This is a genomic window from Thalassotalea algicola, from assembly GCF_012932965.1.
GTDB lineage: Bacteria > Pseudomonadota > Gammaproteobacteria > Enterobacterales > Alteromonadaceae > Thalassotalea_F > Thalassotalea_F algicola.
This window is the reverse complement of record NZ_JABBXH010000007.1, coordinates 80,803-102,094: the sequence shown is the minus strand read 5'-3', so window position 1 is coordinate 102,094 and position 21,292 is coordinate 80,803. Positions and strand designations below refer to the sequence as shown.

Here is a 21,292-nt window from a genome sequence, read left to right as displayed (position 1 = left end):
TTAATTGTTTAAATGACGAGGAATAGTATCATCGCCTCTAAGGGTCAATATTTCACAACCAGTTTTGGTTACTAGTATCGTGTGTTCCCACTGAGCCGATTTCTTACCGTCTACCGTGTAAACTGTCCAGTTATCTTCTTTATCTAAAATGGTGCCAGCTTTGCCCATATTAATCATAGGTTCAACGGTGAAACACATACCTTCTTGAATTTTGGTTTTTTCGTTGTTTTTGTAATGAACAATTTGTGGCTCTTCGTGGAATTCTTTACCGATACCGTGTCCACAATATTCTTTTACAATGCCAAAGCGACCAGACTTTTTGATGAACTTTTGAATTGCATTGCCAATTTCACCAAAGGCAACGCCAGGTTTTACTTTCTTCAATCCCGTATAAAGTGCTTCTTGAGTGATACGACATAAACGTCTGTCTTCAGCACTAACATCACCTATTAAAAACATCTTGCTGGTATCGCCATGGTAACCGTCTTTAATTACCGTGATATCAATATTGACAATGTCGCCATCTTTAAGCGGAGAGTCATTTGGTATGCCGTGACAAACAACGTGGTTGACTGAAGTACAAATTGATTTAGGGAAACCATGATAGTTCAAAGGTGCAGAAATTGCGTTTTGTACTTTGTCTGTATATTCAGCGCATAGCGTATTTAATTCGTCGGTTGTAACACCTGCTTTAACATGAGGTTCGATCATCTCTAAAACTTCAGCAGCAAGCTTACCTGCAATACGCATTTTCTCTATTTCTTGTTGATCTTTAATCGGTATGGTCATCTATTATTCAATTTGCCTAAAATAAAATTGTTAATATTCTACATGTTTTTATAATCGATCCCAATGATAGAGTCTTTAATTGTTTTGGTAAAAACTACTTATTTATCCATAATGTAGATAAGAGGTAATCGATTGTATTTAATTTGAGGTAGTAACATTGACGGATAAAGTACTCGATTCGATAGTAGAAATTACCAGCCAGCGTGACTCCAGTGCTCTAGGGATTAGTATATTGGCGACTATTGCGGAGTTTTCTCCGACCTGCTTTATTACGTTATATCAAGGAGTAGAATTTCCAACTCGTCAACTAAATCCTATCCATACCTTAACAGGGAAGGAAGATGAAAACGGCATTAAACAATACTTATGGGAAAAACCAATTCCACAAGCATATAAAAAATATGTTGATGATAACTTACTCGTTTTGACCAAGCTTTCTGTTTATCAAACGGAAGATGATATTCATCATGTTTTTATTCCAATTATCAATGAAAACAAAGTGGTGTACGCAATAGATGTTTCTTCCGAGCATCGTTTGTCTAAATATTTAGATACCTTAGTTGCAGTTGCCAAAGTGTGTGAGAATTTTTATACGGTTTTGGCAACCAGTGAACGCGACACTTTAACGGGGCTTTTGAACAGAAGAACCTATGAAAGTAAGTTAACCAGTTTGTTATCAAATCAATACACAAGGCAACGAGTCGGTATTCAACGCCCAGGCAATGTTAGACACCCGTTAGATCTAGATTACACGTGGCTTGCCGTGGTTGATATTGATCACTTTAAACAAGTAAACGATAAATTTGGTCACATTTATGGTGACGAGGTTTTACTCGTACTGTCGCAACTAATGCGGCAAGTATTTCGCGAAAATGACTTATTATTCCGATTTGGCGGTGAGGAGTTTGTCATTATTTTTGAACCAATAACAAAAGAACAAGCAGAAACCGCACTAAATAAGTTCATAAATGTGGTTCGTAATCATAAATTCCCTATGGTTGGGAAGGTAACGGTCAGCATTGGCTTTGCAAAGATTATGAGTACAGACCATCCAACGACAATTTTAGACAATGCAGACAAAGCTTTGTATTACGCAAAAGAGAACGGCCGTGATTGTCTTTATAGTTTTGAAAACTTGATAGAGCAAGGCTTAGTTAAGGCAGTAAATATTGAAGGGGATATTGAACTTTTTTAAAGGTGCGTGAAATGTTTAAAGGGGCATGCAAGCCCCTTTCATCAATTACGCTATTTCTTGCTTGATAGCATCAACTATTGCTGCGGGTTCTAACAAATATAAATTATGGTTTAGTAAAACTAATTCATCTTCATGGGCTAGCAAAAGTGCCGGAATTGCTTGAGTGCCAATAATTTCTTGAATCTCTTCTATATCAGCCATGCAAAACTCTGCATCTTTAGTTAATTTCTCTGATTGCAAAGACTTTGATGGCGCAGAAAGTTTCAATCGTTCAACTATTTCTGCAACATCACTTGCTATAAGCTCTGGGTTACCCTCAATAAAGTGGGCGTGCTGTAATGCTTTTAATATTTTCAACGATTTCTCTGGGCATTTGTTTTGAGACCAGCCCATCAAATTTGCTGCAAGTGTGCTGTCTTTTGCTTCATTTAGTTTTGCTAAGTATGGCTTGCCAAATTTTGCATTGGTAATTTCTGTAACGGTATCAATGGCTTTTTTAGTTACTTTATCTTCACCATCGTATAAACCACAGTGTAAAAAGTGAATGTTAATTTGCGGTAGCTTTTGAGCAACTTCATCAATCAAGTCAGTTGCTGCATAACACCACGGACAATGTGAATCGTAGATAAAATATAATTGTGTAGACATAAAATAACAAATTCCAAAAAAAGAGCGTTGATAGCGTAGGGTATTTTACGCTTGATTATGCGATAAACCTAGACAAAATTGTGGTTATTTATTCTTCATTGTGGTATAAAGTGCGCCGCTAAATATTGGTGATGAAATTCATCATCAAGTTTTTAGCGAAACTATTAGCCGTGTAATTGATTGTACAATTACACATTTATATATAATCACATACATCTTGCAAAGATATACCGGGGTGCTCCAAGTACAATTTTGTGCTGATATGAGTCGTGTGTATTGGATGTATGGACGCTTAACCCCAAGAGGAAAAATTATGCCAAACGTTTCTATGCGTGACATGCTTAAAGCGGGTGTTCACTTCGGACACAAAACTCGTTACTGGAATCCAAAAATGAAGCCATTCATCTTTGGTGCACGCGATAAAGTTCATATCATCAACTTGGAACAAACTGTTCCTATGTTCAACGACGCTTTAGCTTTCTTATCAGGTATTTCTGCTAAGAAAGGTAAAATCTTATTTGTTGGTACTAAGCGTGCAGCTAGCGAATCAGTTCGTGAAGCAGCAATCAAAGCTGACCAATTCTACGTTGATCACCGTTGGTTAGGTGGTATGTTGACTAACTGGAAAACAGTTCGTCAATCAATCAAACGTTTAAAAGACCTAGAAGCTCAAAGCACTGACGGTACATTCGACGCTCTTACTAAGAAAGAAGCGTTAATGCGTACTCGTGAAATGGACAAGCTTGAAAAAAGTTTAGGTGGTATTAAAAACATGGGTGGTTTACCTGATGCTTTATTTATCATCGATGCTGATCACGAGCACATTGCTATTAAAGAAGCTAACAACCTAGGTATCCCAGTAGTAGCTGTAGTTGATACAAACTCAAACCCAGACGGTGTTGATTACATCGTACCTGGTAACGACGATGCTATCCGCGCAATCACGTTATACACAGATTCAGCAGCTAACGCTGTTGTTGAAGGTCGTGAGCAGAACATCGCTGTTGCTGCTGAAAAAGACGGTTTCGTTGAAGCTGAATAATAGCTTTAACCCATAACCTTTAATCTATCTGCAATGTGAAGCTTCCATACTTTGCATTGCAGAATTTAAAATCTTTTTATATTGAGGAATTAACTCATGGCAATTACTGCTGCAATGGTTAAAGAATTACGCGAGCGTACTGGCGCTGGCATGATGGATTGTAAAAAAGCTTTACAAGAAGTTGATGGTGACATGGAACTTGCGATTGAAAATATGCGTAAGTCTGGCCAAGCAAAAGCTGCTAAAAAAGCAGGTAATATCGCTGCTGAAGGTCAAATCATCATTAAAGATGGCGCTTTAGTTGAAGTTAACTGTCAAACAGACTTCGTTGCTAAAGACGACAACTTCTTAGCTTTCGCGAACAAAGTAGCAGACGCTGCTGCAAGTTCAAAAGCGACAATCGAAGAGTTACAAGCACAGTTTGAAGAAGAGCGTGTTGCTTTAGTTGCTAAAATTGGTGAAAACATCAATGTACGTCGCGTAGCATACGTTGAAGGTACAGCATTAGCTTCATACAAGCACGGTGCTAAAATTGGTGTTGTAGTTGCTGGTGAAGGCGATGCTGAAACACTTAAGCACATGGCAATGCACGTAGCTGCTTCTAAGCCAGAATTTGTTAACCCTGAAGATGTTCCAGCTGAATTAGTTGAGAAAGAAAAAGCTATCCAAATCGATATCGCGATGAACGAAGGCAAGCCTGCTGAAATCGCTGAGAAAATGGTTACTGGTCGTATGAAGAAATTCACTGGTGAAATTTCTTTAACTGGTCAAGCTTTCATCATGGAACCTAAGAGCACTGTTGGTCAGGTTCTTAAAGAGAAAGGTGTTACTGTTTCTTCATTCGTTCGCTTAGAAGTAGGCGAAGGTATTGAGAAGAAAGAAGAAGATTTTGCAGCAGAAGTAGAAGCGCAAATCGCAGCTGCTAAAGGCTAATAAATTTATTCTTTGAATAAAACCTTATTGCAAAAAAACCGCTCAAATGAGCGGTTTTTTTATGTCTGAAATATATATTAATACAAAGAAAACAAAGAGCGTACATTTAAACCAGTCAGCTTACTTTGTACAAATTTAACAGCGTCTTGGTATTTGGTGGTATTCAATACTAAATAGAATGCACCTTTGACTATTAATATGTAAGGCGGTGAGCAGAGTAATTAGTCTAAATCAATCAATAAATAGCCAATAAAACTGCTTTTTTCATATTAAGCTTTCGATACCGATAAAAAACGATTAAAATAGCCGCGGTCAATTTCGACTGCGACAGTTTTATCTACAGGAATCTTGAGCTTATGAGCACCAACCCTAAACCAACATATCGTCGTATCCTTTTAAAACTCAGTGGCGAAGCCCTGATGGGTGATGAGGGTTTTGGCATTGATCCAAAAATTCTTGATCGCATGGCGCAAGAAATTAAAGAGCTGGTTGAAATGGGAATTCAAGTAGGCTTAGTTATTGGTGGTGGTAACTTGTTCCGTGGTGCTGGTCTTGCTGAAGCAGGTATGAACCGCGTTGTAGGCGACCAAATGGGTATGCTAGCTACAGTGATGAATGGCTTAGCGATGCGTGACGCATTACATAGAGCTTTTGTTAATGCTCGCCTTATGTCTGCTATTGACTTAGCTGGTGTCTGTGATACCTATAACTGGGCAGATGCAATTGGTATGTTGAAGTCTGGTCGAGTGGTTATTTTCAGTGCTGGTACTGGAAACCCATTCTTCACTACAGATTCTGCAGCGTGTTTACGTGGTATCGAAATTGAAGCTGATGCAGTACTTAAAGCTACGAAAGTTGATGGTATTTATTCAGATGACCCTGTTAAAAATCCAGAAGCAACACTTTATAGTCATTTAACTTATCAAGAAGTGTTGGAAAAAGAATTAAAAGTAATGGATTTAGCTGCCTTTACTTTAGCGCGTGATCATAATATGCCTATTCGTGTATTTAACATGAACAAACCCGGCGCATTGAAAAATGTAATAATGGGTGAGCCAGAAGGCACTACAATAGATCATGCCGAAAATTTAGATTAATTGTTCAGTATTAAGGAATATCCAAGTGATTGAAGATATTAAAAAAGACGCAGAAACTCGCATGAGTAAGAGTATCGAGTCGTTAAAAACTAACTTAAATAAAATCAGAACTGGTCGTGCGCATCCTTCTTTATTGGACAACATTTCAGTTGATTATTACGGTGCTGACACTCCGTTAAATCAAGTGGGTAATGTATCTGTACCTGACGCTCGTACGTTAGCGATTACAGTGTTTGATAAGTCTATGATTGGCGCTGTTGAAAAAGCAATTCTAGCTTCAGATCTAGGTTTAAATCCTTCTTCACAAGGTACATTAATTCGTATCCCTTTACCGCCGCTAACAGAAGAGCGTCGTAAAGAGCTTGTGAAAGTAGTAAAAGGTGAAAGTGAAAACGGAAAAATTGCTATTCGTAATATTCGACGTGATGCTAACTCTGATGTTAAAACATTGAATAAAGAGAAAGAAATTAGTGATGATGAAATGCATCAGTCTGAAGACGAAATTCAAGTGATTACGGATAAGTACATTAAGCAAGTCGATCAGATACTGGTTGAGAAAGAAGCGGAATTAATGGAAATATAATTTTCCATCGTAAGGATAGTACGCCGTGGCGATAAGCTACGGCGTTTTTATATAGCGAGATTTAAGTGTCAAATAGCTCAGAACCCAATACGTCGGACCTTAAAATACCGCAGCATATTGCGATCATTATGGATGGTAATGGCCGCTGGGCACAGCAAAAAGGTAAAAAACGTGTTTTTGGTCACAAGTCTGGAGTTGAGTCTGTTCGCTCTACGGTGACTAGTGCGCGAAAGTTAGGAGTTAAGGCGTTAACCTTATTCGCTTTTAGTAGCGAAAATTGGCTACGCCCAGAAGAAGAAGTTTCCGTTTTAATGGAATTATTTATGCTGGTGCTAAACCGAGAAGTGAAGCGCTTGCATAAAAATGATATAAGGTTTCAAGTAATAGGTGATGTTTCTCGTTTTTCTGACAAACTACAAGAAAAAATCAGAGCAGCTGAAACATTAACTAAAGAAAACCAAGGTATGGTGTTATCTATAGCTGCAAATTATGGTGGACGATGGGATATTGCCCATGCTGCTAAGCAGTTAGCTGAGAAAGCTTTGAAAAATGAAATATCGATAGAAGATATCGATGAAACTTCATTGGATAGCTTTACAAGCCTAGCAGATATGCCTGATTTAGATTTAATGATCCGTACAGGTGGCGATCATCGCATCAGTAATTTTTTACTGTGGCAATCTGCCTATGCGGAGTTTTACTTCACCGATGTACTTTGGCCAGACTTTGATGAAGGCCAACTTAACCAAGCAATTGAGGTGTTCACACAACGAGAACGTCGCTTTGGTAAAACTGGTGAACAAGTAAAACAAAAATAAAAAGGAATATCGTTTGTTAAAACAACGAATATTGACGGCTATTATATTGGCGCCATTAGCTATTGGCGCTATCTTTTATTTGCCGTTGCCATTTTTTGGTGCTTTCTTGTTGTCTGTTATGGCGATAGGCGCGTGGGAGTGGGGACCATTAATGGGGTTCGCGACTAAGGCTCGCCGTTGGTTTTTTGTCTTTGCTAGTACCAGCTTAATTGGCGCTATTTGGACATTTTTACCTCCAGACACGTTATGGATCGAGAAAGGCGAGTTGCAGCAAAACGCCATCTATATTTTGTGGTTGGCCGTCGGCTGGTGGCTAGTCTCAGCGTTTTTGACTTTTGTATATCCTCGCTGTAGCTCTTTTTGGTCAAGCCACCGTTCTATTCGTGGCATTTTTGGTTGGCTAACGTTAATTCCAACTTGGTTGGCATTTATGGTTATTCGTAGTAGCGAATACCAAACAGACCCACATCACGGCGCTCAACTTATCATGTTTTTATTTATGATGGTTTGGAGTGCTGATATCGGTGCTTATTTCGTTGGAAAATCTATTGGTAAACATAAGTTGATGCCAAATGTAAGCCCAGGTAAAACGTTAGAAGGCTTCTTTGGAGGCATTGCTGTAGCTTGTGTCTTGATTGCAACAGCAGGGAAGGTTATTGGCTGGAGCGCCGAGCAGTTTGCGATTGTCTTATTTGTTACTGTTATTATTACGACTATTTCTGTATTAGGTGACTTAAACGAAAGTATGTTTAAGCGCCAAGCAGGAATAAAAGATAGCGGTACGATACTACCTGGTCATGGTGGTGTATTAGATCGCATAGATAGCTTAACAGCAACAGCGCCAATTTATGCGCTTTGTTATGTACTAATCGGCTGGTAACAATGCAACAACACCAATTATGTGTTTTAGGATCTACCGGCTCAATAGGTGAAAGCACTTTAGATGTCGTAAAGCGCCACCCTGAACGTTTTTCTATCATATCAATGTCAGCTAATAGCAGTGTTGATAAAATGTTGGCTCAGTGTCTGGAATTTCTACCTAAACAAGTGGTGATGGCAAAAGAAGCTGCAGCAATTGAACTTAAAGATAAGCTCGCTCAACAGGGCATTCAGGGCATAGATGTGTCCTATGGTGAAAAAGCGTTATGTGAAATTGCTAGCAGCAAAAATGTTGATACCGTGATGGCTGCTATTGTTGGCTCGTCTGGATTAATGCCAACACTTTCAGCTGTTAAGTCAGGTAAGCGAGTACTGCTTGCCAATAAAGAGTCTTTAGTTACTTCAGGTCAAATATTTATAGACGCAGTAAAAGCGTCTGGCGCTAAGCTGTTACCAATTGATAGTGAGCATAATGCGATTTATCAATGTTTACCTGAACTTGAACAAAATAGGCCTGGCGAATGCCAACTTAAAGACAATGGGATTACCAAAATATTATTAACAGGCAGCGGTGGTCCTTTTAGAACCAAGCCTGTGGTAGAGTTACCAAATGTTACACCGGAACAAGCTTGTGCCCATCCAAACTGGGATATGGGCAGAAAGATATCGGTAGATTCAGCGACCATGATGAATAAAGGCTTAGAATTTATTGAAGCTAAATGGTTGTTCAATGTCGAGCCACAACAAATTCAAGTGGTTTTGCATCCGCAAAGCACTATTCATTCTATGGTGCAATATAAAGATGGTTCTGTGATTGCCCAAATGGGTAACCCTGATATGCGAACACCCATAGCTCATGCGCTTGCTTATCCAGAGCGAATCGATGCAGGTGTTGAACCTTTGGATTTCTTTAATACTAAAGCGTTTGAGTTTGAAGCGGTAGATTTTGAACGATACCCAAACCTTAAATTGGCAATAAAGGCTTGTTCTCTTGGTCAAGCAGCATGTACGGCACTAAATGCCGCAAATGAAGTCGCTGTAGAAGCATTTTTAGATAACCGTATTAAATTCACCGATATTTTTACCTTAAATGAAACTTCTGTTCAAAAATTTGTCTCAGAGAAAGTAACTAATATAAGTGATGTTATTAGCTTAGATGCACGAGCCAGAACTTATGCTAGTGAGCAATTAACTTCTTTGGAGATAAATAGTTAATGTTAGATGTTATCTGGAACTTAGCTTCGTTTATTATTGCCTTGGGTATTTTAGTTACCGTACACGAATATGGTCACTTTTGGGTAGCTAGAAAAAACGGTGTTAAAGTTGAGCGTTTTTCTGTCGGCTTTGGTAAAGCCATTTGGCGAAAAACCGATAAGCTAGGTACTGAATATGTCATAGCGCTTATTCCACTAGGTGGCTACGTTAAAATGCTTGATGAGCGTGTTGATGAAGTCTCAGAGCAAGACAAACATTTGGCCTTTAATGGCAAAACGGTATATCAACGCATAGCCATTATTGCTGCAGGACCATTGGCAAACTTCTTATTTGCAATTTTTGCCTTTTATTTAATGTTTTTAATTGGTGTACCAAGCATTAAGCCGGTTATTGGCGAGATTGAAGCTCAATCTATTGCGTATCAAGCAGGGCTTCCTGCTCAAGGCGAAATCGTTGAAGTGGCAGGCATTGAAGTAAAAGACTGGCAAGATATTAATATGGCGTTAGTTGGGGAGATTGGTCAGCCGTCAATTGAAATTAAAGTCCAACAGCCAGATAGCCAGTATGTAAAAAGCTATCAGCTCAACACACAAGATTGGAAGTTCACACCAGAAAACACATCGTCTATTGGTAGTTTAGGCATAGTGCCATTTTCACCCAAAGTACACACTGTTGTCGCTCAAGTTATGCCAAATGGTGCAGCAGCTAAAGCTGGTTTGCAGGCCAATGATAAATTACTTTCAATTAACCAGAAATTAGTGAATGATGACTGGCGCTTTTTTGCGAGCGAAATAAAGTCGCTTGCAAGCCAAGAGGTGGCGCTTTCTGTCGACAGAAATGGTGAAGTAATAGAATTAATTGTGATTCCTGATGTGCGTGAAGTTAATGGACAGAAAGAAGGTTACTTGGGCATTAGGCCGACATTTGACGGGTGGCCCGAAGGACATCAAATTAATTTGGCTTATGGCGTAATTGGTAGTTTTACAGAAAGTATTGAACGTACCTGGAATTTAGTGGTCTTAAGTTTCGAAATGATTGGTAAGTTAATTACTGGTGATGTATCTGTAAAGAATTTAAGTGGTCCAATTGCTATAGCACAAGGTGCAGGTAATAGCGCAGGCTATGGATTCGTATATTTTTTAGGCTTTTTGGCATTAATTAGCATTAATTTGGGAATAATTAACCTTTTACCGCTTCCAGTACTTGATGGCGGGCATTTACTTTATTACCTTATAGAGCTTTTTACAGGAAAGCCTGTACCAGAAAAAATTCAAGAGTTGGGATTTCGATTTGGAGCCATAGCATTGCTCATGTTAATGAGCATTGCCATATTTAACGATATTTCACGACTTTAATAACAAGAAGTAGACAAAGTTATATTTATGATGATTAGAAAAATTGCCTTCGCGGTGTTATTAGGCACCTTAGGCACGTCAGTGCAGGCTTCAAGTGATTTTCAAGTTGAAGATATCCAAATTAAAGGTTTGCAAAGAGTAGCTCTAGGAGCTGCATTAACGCATATACCTTTTAATGTAGGGGACTCGTTAAATGAATTTCGTATTTCACAGTCAATAAAGGCCTTATATAAATCAGGGCACTTTAATGATATTCGCGTTTTTCGTGATGGTGATCGCGTTATCTATCGTGTAAAAGAGCGAGAAACCATTAGTGAAATTACATTTGAAGGTAATGACGATTTAAAAGATGAACAGCTTACGCAAAGCCTTGATGATAGTAATATTAGGGTAGGTGAAACGCTAGACCGAACCGTAATTTCTGGCATAGAAATGGGGTTAGAGGATTTCTATCACAGCGTTGGTAAATATAACGCGAATGTTGAAGCTGAAGTTACCCATTTACCTCGTAACCGAGTAAATTTAAAATTTGTATTTGAAGAAGGTGATGCTGCAGCAATCGAGCAAATCAACCTTGTTGGTAATGAAATTTTTTCTGATGAAGAGGTTCTTGAAAGAATAGAACTTACTTATGACTCTCCTTGGTGGGACTTTATGGCGCAAGACCGCTATCAAAAGCAAACTCTACAAGGTGATATGGAAACTATTGAAAGCTTTTATTTAGATCGCGGTTATTTGCGCTTCAAAGTTGATTCAACACAAGTGTCTATGACACCAGATAAAGAAGCTGTTTATATTGCGTTAAATATTACTGAAGGTGAGCAATACACAGTAAGCGAAGTAGATTTTGTTGGTGATATGGCTGGATTTGAAAGCACTATTCGTGCAATTAATCCGCTAAAGGCTGACAAGCTTTATAATGGTGCTGAAGTGACTTATACCGAAGAAACGATAAGCCGTTTCCTTGGCCGTTTCGGTTATGCTTATCCAAAAGTAACTACTATTCCTGAAATTAACGATGAAGATAAAACAGTAAAGTTATCAATATCGGTTGATCCTGGTAAACGTATTTACGTAAACCGCGTAAACTTTAAAGGTAATCATGTAACAGCAGATCGCGTTCTTCGTCGTGAAATGAGACAAATGGAAGGTGCTTGGTTATCAAATAGCTTAGTGGAAGCGTCAAAGGCTCGGCTATCTCGTTTACCTTATCTAGAAACTGTAGAATTTGAGACTAATCAATTACCGGGTGAAGAAGATCTGGTTGATGTAGATTTCGAAGTTAAAGAACAGCCGTCAGGATCATTTACTGCGGGTGTTGGTTATGGTTCTCAAACAAAACTGAGTTTAAATGCTGGTGTTCAACAGAATAACTTCTTAGGAACCGGTAATCGACTAGCGTTCAATATCAATACTGTAAGTTATTCTCGAGCTGTTAGTGTGTCTTATACTGACCCTTACTTTACCGTGGATGGCGTTTCATTGGGTGGCTCGATCTATTACAACGAATTTGATGCTGGTAGCGCGAACCTTGTTGAGTACGAAAACAAGACTTATGGCTTAGGACTTAATTTAGGTTTTCCTATTAATGAGTATGTTCGAGTCAACTTCGGTTTAGGTTATAAGAATAACGGAATTACTCGTTTACAAACTTACGAGCAAATTCAAAAATTCTATGATTTATACTCAGATCCAGATGATCCAGATGCTAAGCTAGAATTTGAAACATTTGACTTATCAATGGGTATTTCTCGAGTCACACTTAACCGAGGTACATTCCCAACAGCGGGTTCTCAACAGTCTTTGTCGGCCAAGGTTACGTCGCCTAATTCCGATGTTAACTATTTTAAAATTAATTTAGATACTAAATGGTACTTCCCATTAACACGTGATCAAAAGTGGTCTGTATTAACTCGCTTCGAGGCTGGTTATGCAAACGGTTATGATTCAATCAATGGTAATGATCAAATATTACCGTTTTGGGAGAACTTTAGGGCGGGGGGGTCCGACACATTACGTGGATTTGAAACCAATATCGTTGGCCCTAGAGCGATCTTTAGACAGCCGACAACAATTGGTGGTACGCCAGATCCTGTAGGCGATAGTAGTGGTTGTTGTTTAGGTCCTGATCATGACTATATCGATATTTCTCAACGTTCTGTTGGTGGTAACGCTCTGGCAGTGGGTGGTGTAGAGTTAATATTCCCACTACCGTTCCTTGATGAAGGCTACTCAAATAGTATGCGTAGTAGTTTGTTCGTCGATGTTGGTAATGTTTGGGATACAGAATTTGATATTGATGATTATCGCGATTTAGCGCCAATCGAATTCGAAAAGTTAGATGACTATTCAGATGTCGGTCGTTACCGAAGTTCTGCTGGTCTTTCAATTCAGTGGTTATCACCAATGGGACCAATGATTTTTAGCTTCGCTAAAGCGTTGAAAAAAGAAGAAGGGGATGATACAAGTTTCTTCAGCTTCAATATTGGTAAAACATTCTAAGCATAATTACGTATAACAAGATTTAAATTTTAGGAGAATAAGTTGAAAAAATTTATCAAAACATTGGCAGTAACAACTGCAGCATCAAGCATGTTATTGGCAAGTTCTGCGATGGCGCAAAAAATTGGCGTGGTTAACTTTCAAGAAGTTATGGGTAAGATTCCTCAGTCTGCTGCAGTAATGCAAAAATTAGAAGCAGAATTCAAAGATGACAAAGCGTTCATTACAGAATTAGAAAAAGAAATTAAGTACCTTCAAGAGAAGAAAAAACGTGATTCTTCTTTAATGACAGAGAAAGAAAAAGAAGATTTAGACAAGCAAATCGCACTGAAATATCAAGAGTACCAAGTTAAAGGTAAAGAATTTCAACAAAAAATTCAGCAGCGTCAAAACGAAGAAACATCAAAAATTCTAGCGTTAGTACGCCAAGCAATTGACAATATTGCTGCGAAAGATAAGTACGACATGGTAATTGAACAAAAAGCCGTAGTATTTTCTAAACCAGAGTCTAGCATTACTGATAAAGTAGTAGAGCAAGTTAGCAAATTAAACTAAGAATACTGCAATGAGTTATACGTTAACTGATATTGCAAAGCATATTGGCGCGACTGTTAAGGGAGATGGCAACATCACCGTTAGCAGTCTTGCTACATTAGCGGCAGCAAAAAATACGCAAATCGCATTCCTTGCTAATAGCAAATATCAAAATCAACTTAAAGATACGCTGGCTGGTGCAGTTATTGTGTCACCAGATATGGTAGAGCATTGTCCTACTAACGCCCTTGTCATGGATAATCCTTATATGGGCTATGCGATGACAGCGCAATTACTCGATTCAACCCCTTTACCTGCTGTTAATATACACCCAAGTGCAATTGTTGATGAAACAGCACAACTTGGTAACAACGTAGCCATTGGTGCTAATGCTGTTATCGAAGCTGGCGCTATTCTCGCAGATGATGTCGTTATTGGTGCTGGCTGCTTCATCGGAAAAAACGCTCAAATAGGGGCTCATACTAAGTTATGGGCTAATATTAGTGTATATCACGAATGTATTATTGGTGAGCGCTGTCTAATACAAGCTAATACTGTTATTGGTTCTGATGGGTTCGGCTATGCACCACACGATGGTAGGTGGCATAAAATCCCTCAACTTGGTCGAGTTATTATAGGCGAACGTGTTGAAATTGGTGCGAGTACCACTATAGATAGAGGTGCACTTGAAGATACCATCATAGGCGATGGCTGTATTTTAGATAACCAAATACAAATTGCACACAATGTGGTTATTGGAGAAAACACCGCAATGGCGGCATGCAGTGTGATTGCTGGAAGTTCCCGTGTTGGGAAAAACTGTACAATTGCCGGTCTGGTCGGAGTTAACGGACACATCGAAATAGCGGATAATGTCGTGCTTACGGGTATGACTATGGTAACTAAAGCACTCGACAAGCCAGGGGTTTATTCTTCAGGCATACCAGCGCAACCAAACAAGGATTGGAATCGTATGAATGCGCGGTTGAGAAAGCTTGATGATACAACCAAAAAAGTCAGCCAAATCGAAAAAGCGCTAAACGAAGCGAAAAAGGAATATTAAGTTGGAAAGAGAAAAGAATGTAATTGATGTGGAAGAAATACAGACGTTGATTCCACACCGTTATCCAATGCTATTGGTTGACCGCGTATTGGATTATGAGCCAGGCAAGTGGCTTCATGCGATTAAAAATGTCACGTTTAATGAGCCTGTATTTACTGGTCACTTTCCCGGTAACGCAATATTTCCAGGTGTTATGATCCTAGAAGCTTTAGCGCAAGCTACTGGCGTTTTAGGTTTTAAAACGAACGAAGATAAGGCGGGTAAAGAACTTTACTTGTTTGCGTCGATTGATAATGCTCGATTTAAAAGACCTGTTACTCCAGGTGATACAATGCACTTACACGTTGATTTTATAAAAGAACGTCGCGGCATGTGGAAGTTTCATGGTGAAGCAAAAGTTGACGGTAAAGTGGTCTGCAGTGCAGATCTAATGTGTGCGAGACGAGAGTTATAAATTAGTGATTCACGAACAAGCGATAATTGAGCCAGGTGCTCAAATTGGTGATAATGTTTCCATAGGACCTTGGACATATGTTGGCAAGGATGTTGTTATTGGTGATAACTGCGATATCCGTTCAAATGTTGTAATTAAAGGCCCTACCAAGATTGGCAAAGGTAATGTAATTTTCCAATTCGCTAGTATTGGTGAAGATTGCCAAGACTTGAAGTATGCTGGCGAGCCAACTGAGTTGGTTATTGGCGACAATAATACATTTCGGGAATGTTGTACCATTCATAGAGGTACAATCCAGGACAATAGTTTAACTAAGATTGGCAGTAATAATTTATTTATGGCTTACACTCATGTCGCTCATGACTGTGTTGTAGGCGATCACTGTATTTTAGCTAACAACGCATCCATCGCAGGGCATGTACATGTTGGCGACTGGGCTATCCTAGGTGGCATGTCTGGTGTTCATCAGTTTTGTCATATTGGTGCACATAGCTTTATTGCGGCCAACTCGCTTGTACTTAAAGACGTGCCACCCTATGTAATGGCATCTGGTCATGGTGCGTCACCTTTTGGGTTGAACTCAGAGGGACTTAAACGCAGAGGCTTTACAAAGGAAGCTATCCTCGCTATTCGACGTACATACAAGGCAGTATATCGTAAAGGTTTGAGCGTAGAAGAAGCGCTTGAAAGTATCCATGAAATGGCTGAGCAATACGAAGAAGTTGCCGTTTTTGCGGAATTTATTAAATCTTCTAATCGCGGTATTATCCGCTAACAGCTAACCTGAGGTTAGTGACATTCATGTCAGAATTATCAAATCAATCTCCAGTGTTTGCCATTGTTGTCGGTGAGCACTCAGGAGACACCCTTGGAGAGGGCTTAATAAAAGCCCTACAATCAAAGTACCCTAATGCCAAATTTATTGGTATTGGTGGCCCTAAAATGAATGCTCTAGGCTTTGAAAGCCTGTTTGCCATGGATGAGCTAGCGGTTATGGGCTTATTTGAAGTGCTAGGTCGAATTCGCCGACTACTCCACATTCGTAAAACGTTAACCGAATACTTTATTAACAATAAGCCAGATGTATTTATTGGTATAGATGCGCCAGATTTTAATTTAACTTTGGAAGAAAAGTTAAAGGGTCAGGGCATTAAAACCGTACATTATGTGAGCCCATCTGTTTGGGCTTGGCGTGAAAAGCGCGTATTCAAAGTACAACGCGCGACTAATTTGGTTTTGGCTTTGTTGCCGTTTGAGAAGGCTTTTTATGATAGGTATCAAGTGCCTTGTCAGTTTGTTGGTCATTCACTTGCAGATGACATTCCATTGGTATCTGACAAGAAAGTCGCTAGAGAAATACTAGGACTAGACCCGAAAGGTAAAGTGTTGGCTTTGATGCCTGGTAGCCGGGGCAGTGAACTGAGTAAATTGGTGCCTGTATTTTTGCAAACGGCTAAAGCATTGCTAGCGGAAGATCCTGAACTGACTTTCGTGGTACCTATGATCAGTGATAAGCGTGCTCAACAATTTAATGAGCTGCGTCAAGCTGTAGCTCCCGAATTAGACTTAACGGTGATTGTTGGCAAAACACAAGATGTAATGGCGGCAAGTGACTGCTTATTGACGGCTTCTGGTACCGTGACACTTGAAGCGGCATTGATAAAAAGACCTATGGTCATCACATATCGGTTTAATTGGTTTACTTACCAATTAGGCAAATTTTTAGTAAAGTTAAAGTATTTCTCTTTACCGAATTTACTAGCAAACAAGGCGCTTGTTCCTGAACTTTTACAATACGAAGTGACCGTAGAAAATTTAGTACCGCTTATCAAGGAACGTTTATATAAGGATCAATCCTCGTTAGATAAAGCGTATACCGAGATTCATTTGTCGCTAAAACAAGATGCTAGTTTACAAGCTGCCAATGCCGTTTCGGAGTTGCTCAAAGATGACTAATACTACTAAAGCAACGACCGCTAAAAAGGCCAAGCTAAAAAAAGAACTACCACCGTTTGAATATCCAGTTGCCTATTGTATCGCAGGCGTCGACGAAGTGGGTCGAGGGCCGTTAGTCGGGGATGTCGTTACAGCTGCAGTGATTCTTGATATGGATAATCCTATCGAAGGGCTGATGGATTCCAAAAAGTTATCGGAAAAGAAACGTACATTACTATCAGAAGAAATAAAACAAAAAGCAGTAGCATGGGCTATTGGCCGAGCGAGCCCTGAAGAAATTGACACCATCAATATATTGCATGCCACAATGCTCGCAATGCAACGCGCTGTCGCTGGCTTAGATGTTACACCTGACTATGTGTTAATCGATGGCAATCGTTGTCCAGAAATGGGCATACCGTCTCAAGCGGTTGTCAAAGGAGACGCTCGTGTTGCAGAGATAAGTGCTGCCTCTATCTTGGCAAAAGTGGAACGAGACAATGATATGATTGAACTCGATGCCAAATATCCCGAGTTTGGCTTTGCAAACCATAAAGGCTACCCGACCAAAGCGCATTTTGAAAAAATTGCTGAACTTGGCGTACTAGATTGTTATCGTAAGAGCTTTAAGCCTGTAGCTGCAGTCTTAGCGAAGTAACTATAAAATTAATTATTATAAAGTGAACATTCATGTCTGAGCTCGAAGTTGTTGCCCATCCCCAATTTATTCATTTAAGAGTTCATAGTGACTTTTCAATGTGTGATGGGTTGAGCAAAATGAAACCTATCGTAGCCAGAGCTGAAGAGCTAAATATGCCTGCTATTGGTATGGCAGATCAGACTAACCTTTGCGGTCTGGTTAAGTTCTACCATGCCTGTCATGGCGCAGGTATTAAGCCCATTATTGGTTGTGATTTTTGGGTACAAAGTGAAGAATTGGAAGGTGAGCTTTTTCGACTGGTAGTTATTTGTTCTGACAATGCCGGTTATAAAAATATAACAGAGCTAATCTCAAAAGCTTACCTAAGAGGCCATGTTCAGGGCAAAGCTATTATTGATAAAGATTGGTTAGTTGAACATGCACAAGGGCTTATATTGCTCTCGGGCGGACGAGAAGGGGATATCGGTAAGGCGTTGCTGAAAGGCAATCATGAACAAGTAACGCAAATGGTCGCGTTTTATCAAAAGTATTTTCCTGAACGCTTTTATTTGGAGCTTATTCGAACAGGAAGGCAAGACGAAGAAAATTACTTACATCAAGCGGTAGCGCTTGCCGGCGAATATAGTTTGCCAGTGGTTGCAACTAATGAAGTGGTATTTCTTAATCAAGAAGATTTTGATGCTCACGAAATACGTGTAGCGATTCATGATGGTTTTACACTAGATGATAAACGCCGACCAAAACGTTACTCCAACCAACAATATATGCGAACAGAGCAAGAAATGCTTGAGCTATTCGCGGATATTCCAGAAGCATTAGCTAATTCTGTCGAAATTGCCAAACGTTGTAATGTTACGGTTACCTTAGGTGAGTATGTGCTACCTGACTTTCCAACCGAAGGCTTACCAATTGAAGATTATCTGGTCAAAGTATCCGAAGAAGGTTTGCAAGAGCGTTTAGAGTTTTTATTTGATAAAGACGCACCCGATTTTGAAGAAAAACGGAAACCTTATGATGAGCGTTTAAAAATAGAACTTGATGTAATCAATACCATGGGTTTCCCAGGTTATTTCTTGATCGTTATGGAGTTCATCCAGTGGAGTAAGGATAACAATATACCAGTAGGCCCAGGTCGAGGTTCAGGTGCGGGATCACTTGTCGCTTATGCCCAGAAAATTACCGACTTGGATCCGCTAGAGTATGATTTGCTATTCGAGCGTTTCTTAAACCCTGAACGTGTCTCTATGCCTGATTTCGATGTCGATTTCTGTATGGATAGACGCGATGAGGTTATCGATCATACAGCCGAGCTTTACGGGCGAGATGCGGTATCACAAATCATCACCTTTGGTACGATGGCCGCAAAAGCGGTAATTCGCGATGTAGGCCGTGTACTTGGTCACCCGTATGGCTTTGTCGATCGTATCTCCAAGTTAATTCCAGGTGATCCTGGTATGACACTCGCGAAAGCGTTTGATGTTGAGCCTAAATTGCCAGAGATTTATGCGCAAGACAGTGACGTTAAAGACCTCATCGATATGTGTCGTATATTGGAAGGAACCACGCGTAATGCCGGTAAACATGCCGGTGGCGTAGTTATATCGCCAACGACAATTACAGACTTTGCACCACTATATTGTGATGAAGAAGGTAAAAACCCTGTTACCCAATTTGATAAAAATGACGTTGAAGATGCAGGTCTTGTTAAATTTGATTTCTTAGGGTTGAGAACGCTTACCATTTTACAATGGGCCATAGAAATGGCCGATGAAAAGCTACTCAGAGCTGGTAAAGAACCGATAGATATAGCCGCTATTCCTTTAGAAGACAAAGACTCTTTTAAACTCTTACTGGCGTCGCAAACTACTGCTGTATTCCAGCTTGAATCGTCCGGCATGAAAGCGTTAATAGAAAAGTTAAAGCCTGATTGCTTCGAAGATATTATCGCTCTTGTTGCATTGTTTCGACCTGGCCCTCTTGATTCAGGCATGGTTGATAACTTCATTGAACGTAAACACGGTCGTGAAGCGGTTTCTTATCCGGATGAAAAGTGGCAACACGAATCGCTAAAAGAAATTCTTGAACCTACCTACGGTATTATTCTCTATCAAGAGCAAGTAATGCAAATTGCTCAGGTACTAGCTGGTTATACGCTAGGTGGTGCAGATATGCTTCGCCGCGCTATGGGTAAGAAAAAGCCTGAAGAAATGGCCAAGCAGCGTTCAACCTTTGAAAAAGGGGCAATTGAAAATGGCGTAGATGGCGAACTCGCCATGAAAATCTTTGATTTGGTAGAAAAATTTGCTGGTTATGGTTTTAACAAGTCACACTCGGCAGCATATGCGCTGGTTTCATATCAAACCTTATGGATGAAAGCGCATTACCCTGAACCATTTATGGCTGCCGTAATGTCAGCAGATATGGACAACACGGATAAAATAGTAACCCTAGTTGATGAATGTAAGAACATGGGGCTTACTCTTTTGCCACCAGATGTTAATTCTGGACAGTATAAATTTACTGTAAACGATGATTACGAAATTGTTTATGGTATTGGGGCGGTAAAAGGGGTTGGTGAAGGACCTATCGAAGCCATCATTGCGGCAAGAGAAGAAGGTGGCCCATTTGCTGATTTATTCGACTTTTGTGCACGAGTAGATATTAAGAAAACTAATAAACGTGTGCTTGAGCGATTAATTAAATCAGGAGCTATGGACGCATTAGGTCCTAAAACCGATGGTGGAGGACCACATCGAGCTGCCTTGTTTGAAACTTTGCCGGAAGCGATTAAAGCTTCAGAGCAACATCATAAAGCTCAAGCGTTGGGTCAAAATGATCTGTTTGGCTTAATTAACGAAGAACCAGAAGATACTCGTCAAACGTTTAAAGACGTACCAGAATGGCCTGAGCCTCAATGGCTTGACGGTGAAAAAGAAACATTAGGCTTGTATTTAACAGGCCACCCGATAAATCGTTATTTGAGTGAAATTAAAAACTACGCCAGCAGTCGCTTAGTAAGCGTGCAACCGACAGGAAAAGAGAAGTCAGCAACCTTAGTAGGCTTGGTAATTGGTGTGCGAGTACTGGTTAATAAACGAGGCAAACGTTGGGCTTTGGTCACCTTAGATGACAAGAGTGCACGTATTGATGTTAGACTCTTTCCTGATGATTACGAAACCTTTCAAGATCTACTTGTTAATGATGCTATATTAGTCTGTAGCGGACAGGTCAGCTTTGATGATTATTCAGGTGGATATACAATGACCGCCCGAGATATAATGACCATTGCTGATGCCAGAGAAAATAACGTTAAATCTCTGGATCTTAAAGTGGATAATGCGCTAATCAGCGCTAATTTTATCGAACAATTTACGCAAGTATTGTCACCATATAAAGACGGTACTTGCCCAGTTCGTGTGTTTTATCAGCGAGAAGAAGCTGAAGCAATGCTTGAACTAGGCGTGCAATGGCGGGTTACGCCTGCTGATATGTTATTGCACGAATTTAAGATTCTGTTGGGCGAGGATAATCTTGCCTTACAATTTAAATAACAAAAATTAGTGGAATACACTGATTTACGGACAGGTTA

Annotated in this window: 19 protein-coding genes; 17 read left to right on the top strand and 2 right to left on the bottom strand. The window is 39.8% G+C overall.

All coding sequences use genetic code 11. The features are described 5' to 3' along the window. Complete coding sequence (gene map / locus HII17_RS17075; RefSeq protein WP_169076586.1) at window positions 1-789, bottom strand: type I methionyl aminopeptidase; 789 nt, start codon at window positions 787-789, stop codon at window positions 1-3. A 157-nt stretch (window positions 790-946) separates the two neighbouring features. On the opposite strand from map, the gene HII17_RS17070 reads away from it, so the two are divergent. Next, the gene (locus HII17_RS17070; protein WP_169076585.1) at window positions 947-1,984 is read left to right on the top strand and encodes a GGDEF domain-containing protein; all 1,038 of its coding nucleotides are present in this window, start codon (window positions 947-949) and stop codon (window positions 1,982-1,984) included. Between the two features lie 45 nt (window positions 1,985-2,029). Here the strand turns inward: HII17_RS17070 and HII17_RS17065 are convergent, their stop codons facing one another. Then, complete coding sequence (locus HII17_RS17065; protein ID WP_169076584.1) at window positions 2,030-2,632, bottom strand: hypothetical protein; 603 nt, start codon at window positions 2,630-2,632, stop codon at window positions 2,030-2,032. Between the two features lie 313 nt (window positions 2,633-2,945). On the opposite strand from HII17_RS17065, the gene rpsB reads away from it, so the two are divergent. From rpsB to dnaE, 16 genes are all read left to right on the top strand, one after another. Then, entirely contained in the window at window positions 2,946-3,674 is a 729-nt protein-coding gene (rpsB, locus tag HII17_RS17060) for a 30S ribosomal protein S2 (protein WP_169076583.1), read from the top strand. 96 nt (window positions 3,675-3,770) lie between these two features. Beyond that, window positions 3,771-4,607 carry a translation elongation factor Ts gene (tsf, locus tag HII17_RS17055; protein ID WP_169076582.1) on the top strand — a complete coding sequence of 279 codons (837 nt, stop codon included), beginning with the start codon at window positions 3,771-3,773 and terminating at the stop codon, window positions 4,605-4,607. 356 nt (window positions 4,608-4,963) lie between these two features. Beyond that, window positions 4,964-5,704 (top strand): UMP kinase, encoded by a 741-nt coding sequence (gene pyrH, locus HII17_RS17050; RefSeq protein WP_169076581.1) that lies wholly within the window; start codon window positions 4,964-4,966, stop codon window positions 5,702-5,704. Window positions 5,705-5,765: 61 nt separating this feature from the next. Then, window positions 5,766-6,287, top strand: a complete 522-nt coding sequence (gene frr / locus HII17_RS17045; protein ID WP_211185406.1) for a ribosome recycling factor — start codon at window positions 5,766-5,768, stop codon at window positions 6,285-6,287. 128 nt (window positions 6,288-6,415) lie between these two features. Continuing rightward, entirely contained in the window at window positions 6,416-7,105 is a 690-nt protein-coding gene (uppS, locus tag HII17_RS17040) for a polyprenyl diphosphate synthase (RefSeq protein WP_169076655.1), read from the top strand. Window positions 7,106-7,118: 13 nt separating this feature from the next. Beyond that, window positions 7,119-7,985: a phosphatidate cytidylyltransferase gene (locus HII17_RS17035; RefSeq protein WP_169076579.1), complete on the top strand. Its 867-nt coding sequence runs from the start codon at window positions 7,119-7,121 to the stop codon at window positions 7,983-7,985. Window positions 7,986-7,987: 2 nt separating this feature from the next. After that, window positions 7,988-9,199: a 1-deoxy-D-xylulose-5-phosphate reductoisomerase gene (gene ispC / locus HII17_RS17030; RefSeq protein WP_169076578.1), complete on the top strand. Its 1,212-nt coding sequence runs from the start codon at window positions 7,988-7,990 to the stop codon at window positions 9,197-9,199. Further along, a complete protein-coding gene (rseP, locus tag HII17_RS17025) occupies window positions 9,199-10,554 on the top strand; it encodes a sigma E protease regulator RseP (RefSeq protein WP_169076577.1) in 1,356 nt (451 codons plus the stop codon). Before ispC ends, rseP begins: the two co-directional genes overlap by 1 nt. A gap of 27 nt (window positions 10,555-10,581) precedes the next feature. Continuing rightward, window positions 10,582-13,056 carry an outer membrane protein assembly factor BamA gene (bamA, locus tag HII17_RS17020; protein WP_169076576.1) on the top strand — a complete coding sequence of 825 codons (2,475 nt, stop codon included), beginning with the start codon at window positions 10,582-10,584 and terminating at the stop codon, window positions 13,054-13,056. Window positions 13,057-13,098: 42 nt separating this feature from the next. Beyond that, window positions 13,099-13,611: an OmpH family outer membrane protein gene (locus HII17_RS17015; protein ID WP_169076575.1), complete on the top strand. Its 513-nt coding sequence runs from the start codon at window positions 13,099-13,101 to the stop codon at window positions 13,609-13,611. A gap of 10 nt (window positions 13,612-13,621) precedes the next feature. Further along, a complete protein-coding gene (gene lpxD / locus HII17_RS17010) occupies window positions 13,622-14,653 on the top strand; it encodes a UDP-3-O-(3-hydroxymyristoyl)glucosamine N-acyltransferase (protein WP_169076574.1) in 1,032 nt (343 codons plus the stop codon). Between the two features lies 1 nt (window position 14,654). Then, window positions 14,655-15,107 carry a 3-hydroxyacyl-ACP dehydratase FabZ gene (gene fabZ / locus HII17_RS17005; protein ID WP_169076573.1) on the top strand — a complete coding sequence of 151 codons (453 nt, stop codon included), beginning with the start codon at window positions 14,655-14,657 and terminating at the stop codon, window positions 15,105-15,107. Between the two features lie 4 nt (window positions 15,108-15,111). After that, window positions 15,112-15,882: an acyl-ACP--UDP-N-acetylglucosamine O-acyltransferase gene (lpxA, locus tag HII17_RS17000; protein ID WP_169076572.1), complete on the top strand. Its 771-nt coding sequence runs from the start codon at window positions 15,112-15,114 to the stop codon at window positions 15,880-15,882. Between the two features lie 26 nt (window positions 15,883-15,908). Continuing rightward, a complete protein-coding gene (gene lpxB, locus HII17_RS16995) occupies window positions 15,909-17,063 on the top strand; it encodes a lipid-A-disaccharide synthase (protein WP_169076571.1) in 1,155 nt (384 codons plus the stop codon). Continuing rightward, a complete protein-coding gene (rnhB, locus tag HII17_RS16990; RefSeq protein ID WP_169076570.1) occupies window positions 17,056-17,700 on the top strand; it encodes a ribonuclease HII in 645 nt (214 codons plus the stop codon). The genes lpxB and rnhB overlap by 8 nt, the downstream gene beginning before the upstream one ends. A gap of 32 nt (window positions 17,701-17,732) precedes the next feature. Beyond that, entirely contained in the window at window positions 17,733-21,254 is a 3,522-nt protein-coding gene (gene dnaE / locus HII17_RS16985) for a DNA polymerase III subunit alpha (RefSeq protein WP_169076569.1), read from the top strand. The last annotated feature ends 38 nt before the right edge of the window (window positions 21,255-21,292 follow it).